This window comes from Mesorhizobium sp. M7A.F.Ca.US.005.03.2.1, from assembly GCF_003997795.1.
In the GTDB taxonomy this organism is placed as follows: domain Bacteria; phylum Pseudomonadota; class Alphaproteobacteria; order Rhizobiales; family Rhizobiaceae; genus Mesorhizobium; species Mesorhizobium ciceri.
This window is the reverse complement of sequence record NZ_RZRP01000116.1, coordinates 1-11,058: the sequence shown is the minus strand read 5'-3', so window position 1 is coordinate 11,058 and position 11,058 is coordinate 1. Positions and strand designations below refer to the sequence as shown.

The window sequence follows — 11,058 nt, the reverse complement described above, 5'->3', positions numbered from 1 at the left end:
CCGGCCGCACCTGGATGGGCACCGCCTTCGGCGGCGCGCGCGGCCGCACCGATGTGCCGAAGATCGTCGACTGGTACATGGACGGCAAGATCCAGATCGACCCGATGATCACCCACACGCTCAAGCTTGAGGACATCAACAAGGGTTTCGATCTCATGCATGAGGGCAAATCGATCAGAAGCGTCGTGGTTTACTGACCGGCTCACACGACACGCCCGCGTCGAAGGCTCTGTGTTCCCAAAATACCGTGCCTCCCCGACATCGGGCGTTGGGCCGGCGGCGCGACTGACATTCCGGATGTCCGCGCCGCCGGTCGGTTCGACCCCACCTGATCCGCCCGGGTTGCCGCGATCATGGTCGATGCCGTAGACACCGGCCCATTGGCGTTTGAAATCCGTGGAGAGGGAATATGCCGGAACCCATGAAGACCATCTCCCAGGCAAAATCCCTTGGCGGAGTGCAGGGCATCTATTCGCACCTGTCGACGAGTTGCTGCTGCGACATGACGTTTGCCGTTTTCGTGCCTCCACAGGCCCGGGAAACGCCTCGCCCCGTGGTGTGGTATTTGTCGGGACTGACCTGCACCCATCAAAATGTCATGGACAAAGGCGAATACAGGCGCATGGCCGCCGAACTTGGCCTGATCGTCGTCTGTCCAGACACCAGTCCGCGCGGCGCCGACATCCCTGATGACAAGGACAATTGGCAGTTTGGCGGCGGCGCCGGCTTTTATCTTGATGCAACGCAGGAGCCTTATGCGAAGAACTACCGGATGTATTCCTACCTCGTCGAGGAACTACCCACGCTGATCGCCGCTAATTTTCCGGCAGACATGTCGCGCCAAGCCATAACGGGCCATTCGATGGGCGGACACGGCGCGCTGACGATTGCTTTGAAAAACCCGCAGCGGTTCAGGAGTTGCTCGGCATTTGCGCCGATCGTGCAGCCAAGCGCTGCCGGCTGGTCAAGGCCGGCTTTCGAAAAATATCTCGGCACGGATGAGGCCTCGTGGCGGGCCTACGACGCTACTTCGCTTGTTGAAGACGGGCGCCGCTTCCCGGAATTTCTCGTCGATCAGGGAACATCGGACGGGTTCCTGAATGACGGGCTGAGACCCTGGCTTTTGGAGGCGGCCTGCGCCAAAGCCGGCATTCCGCTGACGTTGCGCATGCAGGACGGATACGACCATTCGTATTTCTTCATTTCGACATTCATGGACGACCATTTGAGATGGCATGCGGAACGGCTTGCATAGGTCGAGGTCCGAGCGATGCAATCGGATTAATCCTCGTCCAAGCGAGGAACGCGTTACTCTTTCTCGTCTCTACCGGGGCGAGGAACACGATGGCGCCGCATTGAAATTATTGAACAATTTCAACAGGAAGCGCTACCAACGCGTATAAATTTTTAGCCATTTCAATGGTTTAACTGGATTTTGGTAGCGGGAGAGGGACTTGAACCCCCGACCCCAGGATTATGATTCCCGTGCTCTAACCAACTGAGCTACCCCGCCAGGGCGGCGAAAGACCCGAAATCCGCCTCAAATCGAAAGGCATGTCGGGGGCGTTCGCCAAGGTCGCGCGGATATAAGGTTGGGAGGGCGAGCCTGTCAAGCTTCGAAGCAACCGGCTTGCCGGCTTATCGTCATTATCGAAAAGCTTTGCCGCGGCGACATTTGGTTGTCGCCGCCGGGGTTGAGTTCGAAGGGGCACGTCGCTATGTCTCGGCCACGAGTTTTTAGAGTTTGAAACAGATGAAGCCGCGCATAGCAGTCCTCGGTTGCGGATACTGGGGCAGCAACCACATCCGCACTCTCAAGGCGCTCGGCGCGCTGCACGCGGTCTCCGATACCAACCGGGCCCGCGCGGAAGGCTTTGCCAGCGAGCAGGACTGCCTGGCGATCGAGCCGGACCAGCTGTTCGTCCGCGACGATATCGACGCCATCGTCATGGCGCTGCCGCCGCAGTTCCATGCCGACCTTGCGGTACGTGCCGTCGAGAACGGCAAGGACGTGCTGGTGGAAAAGCCGATCGCGCTGACGGTGGCGGATGCCGAGCGTGCGGTGCAGGCGGCCAAGGACAATGGCCGCGTCTTCATGGTCGGCCATGTCCTGCGGTTCCACCCCGCCTTCGAGACGCTGAAGGGGCTGATCGACAAGGGCGAACTCGGGGAGGTCCGCTACATCCACTCTCACCGGCTCGGCCTCGGCAAGTTCCACACAGAGAACGACGCGCTGTGGGACCTGGCGCCGCACGATCTGTCGATGATCCTGGCGATCACCGGCACGGAGCCGATCGAGGTGCGCGGCGAGGGGGCCGCCCTGCTCGACAATCTCAGCGACTTCGCGCATCTGCACATGCGCTTCCCCAACGGCCTGCGCAGCCATCTTTTCACCTCGCGTCTCAATCCCTATCGCGAGCGGCGGCTGACCGTGGTCGGCACCAAGGCAATGGCGGTGTTCGACGACGTCGAGCCATGGGAACGCAAGCTGGCCGTCTACCGCCACGCGGTGTGGCAGGACAGCGGCCAATGGGCCTTCACCACCAATGAGCCGTCCTATGTCGCGGTTGCCCAGGGCATGCCGCTGACGCGCGAGCTGGAGCATTTCATCCAGTGCATCGAGACGCGTGCCGAACCGCGTACCAGCGGCGAGGAAGCGATCAGGGTGCTGCGCATCCTGACCGCCGGCACGGTCACCCACACCAAGTCGAATTCCTGAAGCGCGGATTATTCGGCAGGAAACTTATTCGGCAAGAATCTTATTCCGCGGGAATCCTATTCCGCGGGAATCTGGGCCGGCCGGGCGGCAAGCCGGGTCAGCATGGCCTCGGCCTCGGCGCCACGCTCCGATCGCTCGATGAAGCCGCCGCCGAACACGCGGGCCTCGTTGCCGTCATCGGAGTAGAGCACGCAGGCCTGGCCCGGCGCGATGCCGGACTCGCCGTCGACCAGCTCCACCCATGTGGCACCGGCACGATGATGCAGCACGGCCGGGCGCGGCGGCCGCGTCGAGCGGACCTTGGCGAACAGTTCCAGGCCGCCGGCAGGGACGTCTGTGAGCGGTCCGTCGCCCAGCCAGTTCATATTGCGCAGATAGATCTTGTGCGTCTCCAGCGCCTCGCGCGGGCCAACCACGACGCGAGCCCGGTCGGCATCGAGATGGACGACGTAAAGCGGCTCGCCGGAAGCGATGCCGATGCCACGGCGCTGGCCGATCGTGTAGCGCAGGATGCCCTCATGGCGGCCGAGCACGCGGCCGTCGATGTGGACGATGTCGCCCGGATTGGCCGCAGTTGGCTTCAGCTTGGCGATGATGTCGGAATACTTGCCCTGCGGCACGAAGCAGATGTCCTGGCTGTCCTGCTTGGTGGCAACCGCCAGCCCCATCTCCTCAGCGATGGCGCGAACCTGAGGCTTCGACAGGCCGCCGAGGGGAAAGCGCAGATAATCGATTTGCGCCTGCGTGGTGGCGAACAGGAAATAGCTCTGGTCACGCTCGGCGTCGACCGGACGGTAGAGCGCGCGCTGGGCGCCATTGGCGCCGGAACGGATGTAGTGGCCGGTGGCCAGCGCGTCGGCGCCGAGCTCCTTGGCGGTGGCCAGGAGGTCGGCGAACTTCACCGTCTGGTTGCAGGAAACGCACGGGATCGGCGTCTCGCCGGCGACGTAGCTTTCGGCGAAGGGATCGATGACCGCCTTGCGGAAGCGTTCCTCGTAGTCGAGCACATAATGGGGGATGCCGAGCGTCTCGGAGACACGGCGGGCATCGTCGATGTCCTGCCCCGCGCAGCATGAGCCGGCCCGGTGCGTCGCCGCGCCGTGGTCGTAGAGCTGCAAGGTGACGCCGACAACGTCGTAGCCCTCGCGTTTCAGCAGGCCGGCGACGACCGATGAATCGACACCGCCGGACATGGCGACGACGATGCGGGTGTTTTCGGGACGTCCGGGAAGATCGAGACTGTTCATGATGCTTTCGTTCTGCGCGGCGCCTCAATGCCAATGTCGAGAATATAGGTCAAGCTTTACCGGCGCGCCAGCGTGCAGGGCGATTCACCGTTTGTGGCCGATCTTCGCCAATGGATGCATTTTCCCCCGGCAAATCAGGGTTTGCGGGCAGATGTTTCAAATGCCGGCGAAAAGACTAACGCGGCGTTCATGATCCTTACCTAGTCATTAGGGTCTGCTTAGGCAATTTTTAAAGCTGTGGCGGTAACGTGGCGGGGATTGGGTCTTTGAGTTTTTTGTAGAGAGTACGATGACCGATCTGGTTAGACCGAGAGTCAAATATGTTATCGGGCCTGACGGCAGCCCTCTTACGATTGCCGATCTGCCGCCGACCAATACACGTCGCTGGGTTATCCGGCGTAAGGCGGAAGTGGTTGCGGCCGTGCGCGGCGGGCTTTTGAGCTTGGACGAGGCATGCCAACGCTACAAGCTCACCACCGAGGAATTCCTGTCCTGGCAGGCGTCGATCGACGAATACGGCCTTGCCGGGCTGCGCACGACACGCATCCAGCAATACCGGCACTGACCGTTGCGAATTTAGATGAAGGGCGCGGCTAACCCCGCGCCCTTCTGTTTTTCACGGTCACCGTTCCGCTCAGAGCGACAGCACAACCTTGCCGATCGGCTTGGTGGCAAGGAAGGCGTGAGCGGCCCCCGCCTGGTCCAGTGGGAAGCTCTTCGCCACATGGACGGTGATCTTGTTGGCATCGATCAACCGAGCCAGTTCCAGCAGGCCCTCCCTGTCGGGCACGACCGACATACGCTCGACCCGAATATCGCGCGCACTGGCCTGCGCCCTGGTGTCGTCGCTGACATCGAGCAATGACACCAGCACGCCGCCACGCTTGAGCACCTTCAGTGAGCGTTGGGCGTGGTCGCCCCCCATTGGATCCAGCACCAGATCGATGTCGCGAACCTGGTCGGTGAAATCGCCCTTGGTGTAGTCGATGACCTCGTCGGCGCCAAGTTTGCGGACGAAATCGAGCTTGCCCGGGCTGGCCGTGGCGACGACGTAGGCGCCGCGCGCCTTGGCGATCTGCACCGCCAGATGACCGACGCCGCCGGCTCCCGCATGCACCAATACGCGCTGCCCCGATTTCAGCCCGCCGTGGCGAACAAGCCCTTGCCAGGCGGTGAGGCCGGCCAGCGGCAAGGCGCCTGCCTCGAGGTGGCCCGCGCCCTTCGGCTTCAGTGTGATTTGATCGGCAGGTACGGCAACCAACTCGGCATAGGCGGCGGCCTGCTTGGGAAAGCGCGGCATCCCGAACACCTCGTCGCCGATCTTGAAGCCGGTGACGCCGGCGCCGAGTGCTTCGACAGTTCCCGAGATATCCCAACCCAGGATGAAGGGCGGCTCGCCGAGCAAGGGGTAGTAGCCGGCACGGACGGCGCCATCGACCGGATTGATGCCCGCGGCCTTGACACCGACCAGCACTTCGCCGGCCTCTGGCGTGGGATCGGGCTGATCGGCGATGACAAGGACGTCGGGTCCGCCGACGGAATTCTGGATAGCGGCACGCATTGAGATGTCTCCTGCTCGGTTGATGCCACTATCATTTGGATAGTAATAGCCCCTTGTCCAGTATGTACCTTCCTGATACATACGCACCTCATGGATAGTGAAGATGATTGCGGTTTCGGCTATGACGCGTTCCGGCGGACGTGTCCTTCGCACACGGTGCTGGAGATGCTGGCCAGCAAATGGGTCTATCTGGTGGTTTGCGCGCTGCGCAAAGGCCGGCTGCGCAATGGCGAGCTTGCCCGGAAGCTTGACGGCATCACGCCGAAGATGCTGACGCAGACGCTGCGCGTGCTCGAGCGCGACGGATTGGTACGGCGCGAGATCTTTCCGGTCATTCCGCCGCGCGTCGAATATGAATTGACCGAGCTCGGTCAGAACCTGGCGGGACTGCTTACCCAGATCAGGTCATGGGCGGAGCAGCATGCGCCGGATATCAAGGATGCCCGTGCAAAGGCAATTGCCGAGAATGAAGGGGATTGGGCCGCGTAGGGCGGTTTTCATTCTTCTGGGCGTATTCCCGCCGGGCCGCAAGCCGCGACAATGCGCCAGTCCGATGGCGAGCGTTGACGTCGCCAAGGGCAGGGTTTTAGCCGATCATGGCGCTGCGGCCACCGACTTCGGCTTCGCGGATCTTCGTGTCGCGCGATTCCAGCATTTCCGCTTTGGAAAGCTCCGCTTCAGCTTCGCCGAGTAATGATTCGGCGGCGCTTCGCTGCTGGGCGAGGTCGCTTTGGGAATTCCTGAGATTGTCGCGGCGCAGGCGAGCCGCCTTGGCGAAGGTCGGATAGGCGAAATGGTTGATGTCGGTGATGCCGGCCTTCTTTTCCTCGGCGGTAATCTGAAGCTCCAGCTCGACGGCCATGCGTTCGAACTCGGCGATCATCATGTCGAGCTGCAGCAGCTGCCGCCGCTTCTCATTCACCTGAAACTGTTTCAGCCGAACGAGGTTTTCACGTGACTTCATGATTCGGTACTCCCGGAAACGCACACCCGCACTTATCGTCCAAACCACCTGGAAACGCCCAGGCCGCACCCGTGTCCACCGGCTTTCCCCCAACTATGGGAAACAAAACCCTAAAGTTTTTTGCCGGCGGTAACCATTCGTTTACGGGCATTGTTAATCATACGGGTCAGGACTTAAGGCCGGGTAAAAATTCCGGCCACCGATGCGGAAGCGACGTCGATGAGTCCCTGGAGTCGCTTAGTCCAGGTTGTTAATGTGTTGCATTAGGAATTTGGTTCTGAGATTCGTTATTAGATTCAAGAGGGTGTAGAAAGAGGTTAAAAAATCTGGTACCGTCATGGACGGGAAATTAGGATTTGTTAACCATTCAATGGCAGCCTCTGCACAAGGCAACCACTGCTCCGGGTCCGGACGGGTCGTGAAATGGTCCGGCAGCAGAAAAGGGGAATAAAATGCGTGTTCTGCTGATAGAAGATGACAGTGCAACCGCACAAAGCATCGAACTGATGCTGAAATCGGAAAGTTTCAACGTCTACACGACCGATCTCGGTGAAGAGGGCGTCGATCTAGGCAAGCTCTACGACTACGATATCATTCTTCTCGACCTCAACCTGCCTGACATGTCAGGCTACGAGGTCTTGAGAACGCTTCGCCTTTCCAAGGTCAAAACACCTATTCTCATCCTCTCCGGCATGGCCGGCATTGAGGACAAGGTGCGCGGCCTCGGCTTCGGCGCAGACGACTACATGACCAAGCCATTCCACAAGGACGAGCTGGTTGCCCGCATTCATGCCATCGTGCGGCGTTCCAAGGGCCACGCCCAGTCGGTCATCACCACCGGCGACCTGGTGGTCAACCTCGATGCCAAGACAGTCGAAGTGGGCGGCCAGCGCGTGCACCTGACCGGCAAGGAATACCAGATGCTGGAGTTGCTCTCGCTACGCAAGGGCACCACGTTGACCAAGGAAATGTTCCTCAACCACCTCTATGGCGGCATGGACGAGCCTGAGCTGAAAATCATCGACGTCTTCATCTGCAAGCTGCGCAAAAAGCTCGACGCGGCATCGGGCGGTCAGAACTACATCGAAACGGTCTGGGGTCGCGGCTATGTGCTGCGCGAACCGGAAGACATTCGCGTCAGCGCCTGAGCGACGAATCGTTCGAATCTTTTCAATAAAAAACCCGGCTTCGGCCGGGTTTTTGCATGATGGGCTGGTAACGGTCTGCTTTTGGGCTTCCGAGCAGAAGACCGTCACGCACTTTTTCTGGAGTTGCTCAAGGATGCCGAATCAGGTGCGCTCTTCAAGGTGCGAAAGCGCTCGAGCAGCTGCGGGCGGTTGAACGGCTTCAAGAGATAGCCCTGGGCGCCGGCTCGCTTGGCCCGCATGATCGAAGCAATATCGAGCTCGACCAGGGAAATCAGGATCTGCGGCCTTATCGGGCTCTCCATGGCGCGGACGCGACGGATGAGATCGACCGCCGGTACGTCGGGCAAGGCGCCATCGACGACGATGATGTCGGGCATGTCGGCGGCGCACATCTCCAGCGCGTCAAGTCCGCTGGCGGCCTCGATGACAATCATTTCGGAGCCGCCCAGGATGCGTTTTGCAACCTTCCTGATAACGCTTGAATCGTCGACGAACATGCAGCGTTTCATTTCCGGGTCCTCTTTGCCTTCTGGCAGTCCGGTAGCGTCGGGGGCATCCAGGACGCACCATAGGCCAATCTGGTAAAGAAGCCGAAAAGGCGTTAGGTAAAATTTTTACAAAGATGGGCAGGTGCCTACTTTTATTCACGAATGCTTTGGCACCGCCTGAACGACCGGACGCATTTCAAGTCGATGAGCTGGAATTACAGCGTTAAATGAAAAAATACTTCGCTTTATCGGCTGCGCATCAGGCCGCCGAAAGCACGATTTCTTCCGGCGTCGCGTGGATCGATATCGTCATGCCGGCTTCGCGCGCCAGAAGCAGCGTGTAATAGGGCTGCACGGAATGCGCGTCGATCGGCTCCTCCGGCTTGTGGCCGGAATGCAGTTCGAGGAATTTCGGCGGCACCCGCAGCATCGGGCCAGCCGACGCAAGCGCGAATCGCGGCTCGGTCTCAAGGTTTTCCAGCGTCACGGAAAGCTTGCCGCCGCGCGGAATGGCGGCATTGGCGACGAGGATCAGGTTGAGCAGCAGCTTGACCTTGTTCTTGGGCAGCAACGCGCGGGGCCCGTTCCAGGTCAGTTCTGGCTTTTCGTTCTTGAGGAAGGCGATGGCGACCGCTTCGGCATCGCCGGTATCGATCAACATGCCGGCCGAACCGGCGGCACCGAAGGCGATGCGGGCGAACTGAAGGCGGGCCGAAGCGTTGCGGGCGCTCTGACGGATCAGCTTCATGGCGTCCTCATCGGCGCCGCCTTCATCAAGCAATTCGAGCCCGTTGTTGATCGCGCCGACCGGCGAGATGATATCGTGGCAGACCCGGCTGCACAAAAGCGCTGCCAGATCGGGTGCGGAAAGGGTGAACAGATCGGCCATCGGCGAAAAATCCCTGCAAAATCTCACAACTCATGGCCGGGCGATCGATCGTCGCCTGCCACACGAATCACGCACTCTCTCCTCAGGCTTTCTGAATACACAGCGCCCGTGCGTGCAGCAACAAATCCAAATTGTGGTTGTGGCAAATGGCGTGTTCACGCAGGCTGCCGACCCCAATTGAGCGACCCCAAACAGCCTTCGAACCGCCATGTTCATGTGGGAGCTTAATGGTTGAAAAAGGATTACGGCATAGTTTGCCCCTAACAGTTACCCTTAACGGCCGGCTAAAAGAGCCGTACGGGGTGCGAGGCGTCGGCGAAGGTGCTCCCTGACGGAGATTGGAAGCATGTTTTCCCGATACTACGACCGGAGCTTTCTCCGTGTCTTCTCAATGGCGGTCACGCTCCTGGGCGTTCTCGTCTTCTCGACTTCAGCCCTGCGGGCCCAGGAATACACCGCTCAGGAGATTGTCGATTCCGGTCACAAATTTTTTGGCGCCACATCGGGCGGACTCGCCACGGTGATAGAGAAGATTTTTGCCTCCTACGGCCTGCCCAACGGCTATCTGCTGGGCGAAGAGGGCTCCGGTGCGCTGATCGGTGGCCTGACCTATGGCGAAGGCACGCTCTACACCAAGAATGCCGGCGACCACAAAGTGTTCTGGCAAGGCCCGTCGCTCGGCTGGGATTTCGGCGGCGAGGGGTCGCGGGTGATGATGCTGGTCTACAATCTCGATGATGTGGGCAGCCTCTACAACCGCTATGGCGGCGTTGCCGGTTCAGCCTATGTGGTGGCGGGCGTCGGCTTCAACGTGCTGAAGAACAACAATGTTCTCCTGGTGCCGATCCGCACCGGCGTCGGTGCTCGGCTCGGCGTCAATCTCGGCTATCTGAAGCTTACCGAGCGGGCCACCTGGAATCCGTTCTAGGCTGAAGTCCTTGACTGTCGTTGTCCAAATCCGGGACCGCTTTTGGGTCGACATGCATTAAACTCGTACCGTTGCGGCAAACCCTTGCCGCAACGCTGGATTTCCGCCATGTCAACGTGGCACAGTCAAAGCGGTCTATGCGCTTTTGATGCTTGCCGGCCACAACGGGTAGTCACTTGGTCCAGTCGGTCCTGTTCTTCGTCCTCGGCTTTCTCTGCGCTGGCTTTCTGGCGCTCATGGTGGCTCCGGCCATATGGCGTCGTGCGGTCGCGCTTACACGCAAACGCATCGAATCCTCGATCCCTCTGACGCAGACCGAGATCCAGGCGGACAAGGATCGCATCCGCGCCGAATACGCCATGACGACGCGCCGCCTGGAAATCAGCGTCAAGGCGTTGCGTGAGAAGGCGGCCGAACAACTGGTCGAGATCAATCGCGGTCGCGAGGCCATGAAGGGCCTGGCGGTCGAGCGGACGGACAAGAACCAGGCGCTGACCGAGCTGGGCGCGAAGAACGAAGCGCTGCGTCAGCGAGAGGGCGAGTTGCAGCAGCTTTCGGAGCGTCTGAAGGAAACCGAACGCAAGCTGGAAAAGCGCGCACTTGAGCTGGAAAAGCTGGAGCGCATGTATGACGACGCCAGTTTTTCCTCGAGCAGCCGGCAGATCGAGCTCGTGGCGCGAGAATCCGAAATGCAGAAACTCGCCAGCGACATTGCGATGCTGCGCGGCCAGCGCAAGGAAGCCGACAGGCGCGGCCAGGAAATCGCGGCCGAAAGCAAGGCCGCGCGGGACGCCCTGAAAGCCGAGAAGAAAAAGACCGCCGAGCTCGACAAGAAGGTCGAACGGCTGCTGGCCACACTTGCCGATCGAGAAGACAAACTCGATCGCCGCGAAAAGGAACTGGCACGCATGCGCGAAAGATCGAAATCCGAGGACAGCGCGCCAGCCTTGCGGCTGGTCGGCAAGGGCGGCGATGTCGCGAGGAGCGATGATTTCGACAAGGCAATCGCCAAGCTCGACAGCGACCGTGAGCAGCTCGAGGCGAGGCTGACGGCGCTGGCGCGCGAGAACAAACGGCTGAAGGCGGATCTCACCGCACTGGCCGCCTCCAAGGC

The 11,058-nt window shown here is 60.5% G+C and carries 12 protein-coding genes, 1 tRNA gene and 1 pseudogene; 8 read left to right on the top strand and 6 right to left on the bottom strand.

All coding sequences use genetic code 11. The features are described from left to right. Window positions 1-197, top strand: a pseudogene (locus tag EN991_RS09360) (S-(hydroxymethyl)glutathione dehydrogenase); the annotation flags it as partial. 212 nt (window positions 198-409) lie between these two features. Continuing rightward, the gene (gene fghA / locus EN991_RS09355) at window positions 410-1,255 is read left to right on the top strand and encodes an S-formylglutathione hydrolase (protein WP_127368633.1); all 846 of its coding nucleotides are present in this window, start codon (window positions 410-412) and stop codon (window positions 1,253-1,255) included. 181 nt (window positions 1,256-1,436) lie between these two features. Here fghA and EN991_RS09350 read toward each other — a convergent pair. Beyond that, window positions 1,437-1,513, bottom strand: a tRNA-Met gene (locus EN991_RS09350). A 240-nt stretch (window positions 1,514-1,753) separates the two neighbouring features. On the opposite strand from EN991_RS09350, the gene EN991_RS09345 reads away from it, so the two are divergent. Next, window positions 1,754-2,719: a Gfo/Idh/MocA family oxidoreductase gene (locus tag EN991_RS09345; protein WP_013529902.1), complete on the top strand. Its 966-nt coding sequence runs from the start codon at window positions 1,754-1,756 to the stop codon at window positions 2,717-2,719. Window positions 2,720-2,775: 56 nt separating this feature from the next. On the opposite strand, the gene mnmA is transcribed toward EN991_RS09345, so the two are convergent. Beyond that, complete coding sequence (mnmA, locus tag EN991_RS09340; protein WP_127368632.1) at window positions 2,776-3,966, bottom strand: tRNA 2-thiouridine(34) synthase MnmA; 1,191 nt, start codon at window positions 3,964-3,966, stop codon at window positions 2,776-2,778. A gap of 289 nt (window positions 3,967-4,255) precedes the next feature. Between mnmA and EN991_RS09335 the strand changes: the two genes are divergently transcribed. Then, window positions 4,256-4,531, top strand: coding sequence for a DUF1153 domain-containing protein (locus tag EN991_RS09335; protein ID WP_013529904.1), 276 nt, complete (start codon window positions 4,256-4,258; stop codon window positions 4,529-4,531). Window positions 4,532-4,600: 69 nt separating this feature from the next. Here the strand turns inward: EN991_RS09335 and EN991_RS09330 are convergent, their stop codons facing one another. Then, window positions 4,601-5,527, bottom strand: coding sequence for an NADP-dependent oxidoreductase (locus EN991_RS09330; RefSeq protein WP_127368631.1), 927 nt, complete (start codon window positions 5,525-5,527; stop codon window positions 4,601-4,603). A gap of 90 nt (window positions 5,528-5,617) precedes the next feature. On the opposite strand from EN991_RS09330, the gene EN991_RS09325 reads away from it, so the two are divergent. Next, window positions 5,618-6,016, top strand: a complete 399-nt coding sequence (locus EN991_RS09325; protein ID WP_127368630.1) for a helix-turn-helix domain-containing protein — start codon at window positions 5,618-5,620, stop codon at window positions 6,014-6,016. Between the two features lie 97 nt (window positions 6,017-6,113). On the opposite strand, the gene EN991_RS09320 is transcribed toward EN991_RS09325, so the two are convergent. Continuing rightward, the gene (locus tag EN991_RS09320; RefSeq protein ID WP_013529907.1) at window positions 6,114-6,491 is read right to left on the bottom strand and encodes a flagellar export protein FliJ; all 378 of its coding nucleotides are present in this window, start codon (window positions 6,489-6,491) and stop codon (window positions 6,114-6,116) included. A gap of 452 nt (window positions 6,492-6,943) precedes the next feature. On the opposite strand from EN991_RS09320, the gene ctrA reads away from it, so the two are divergent. Then, entirely contained in the window at window positions 6,944-7,639 is a 696-nt protein-coding gene (gene ctrA / locus EN991_RS09315) for a cell cycle two-component system response regulator CtrA (protein ID WP_006203583.1), read from the top strand. Between the two features lie 104 nt (window positions 7,640-7,743). Here the strand turns inward: ctrA and EN991_RS09310 are convergent, their stop codons facing one another. Next, window positions 7,744-8,148 carry a response regulator gene (locus tag EN991_RS09310; RefSeq protein WP_024504503.1) on the bottom strand — a complete coding sequence of 135 codons (405 nt, stop codon included), beginning with the start codon at window positions 8,146-8,148 and terminating at the stop codon, window positions 7,744-7,746. A 238-nt stretch (window positions 8,149-8,386) separates the two neighbouring features. Beyond that, entirely contained in the window at window positions 8,387-9,016 is a 630-nt protein-coding gene (locus EN991_RS09305) for a histidine phosphotransferase family protein (protein WP_024504504.1), read from the bottom strand. Window positions 9,017-9,407: 391 nt separating this feature from the next. Here EN991_RS09305 and EN991_RS09300 point away from each other — a divergent pair, with 391 nt between their 5' ends. Both EN991_RS09300 and EN991_RS09295 read left to right on the top strand, forming a co-directional pair. Then, entirely contained in the window at window positions 9,408-9,944 is a 537-nt protein-coding gene (locus EN991_RS09300; protein ID WP_224621527.1) for an EipA family protein, read from the top strand. Window positions 9,945-10,120: 176 nt separating this feature from the next. After that, window positions 10,121-11,058, top strand: a 938-nt coding sequence (locus tag EN991_RS09295) for a hypothetical protein (protein ID WP_127368629.1), incomplete at its 3' end; no start/stop codon positions are given.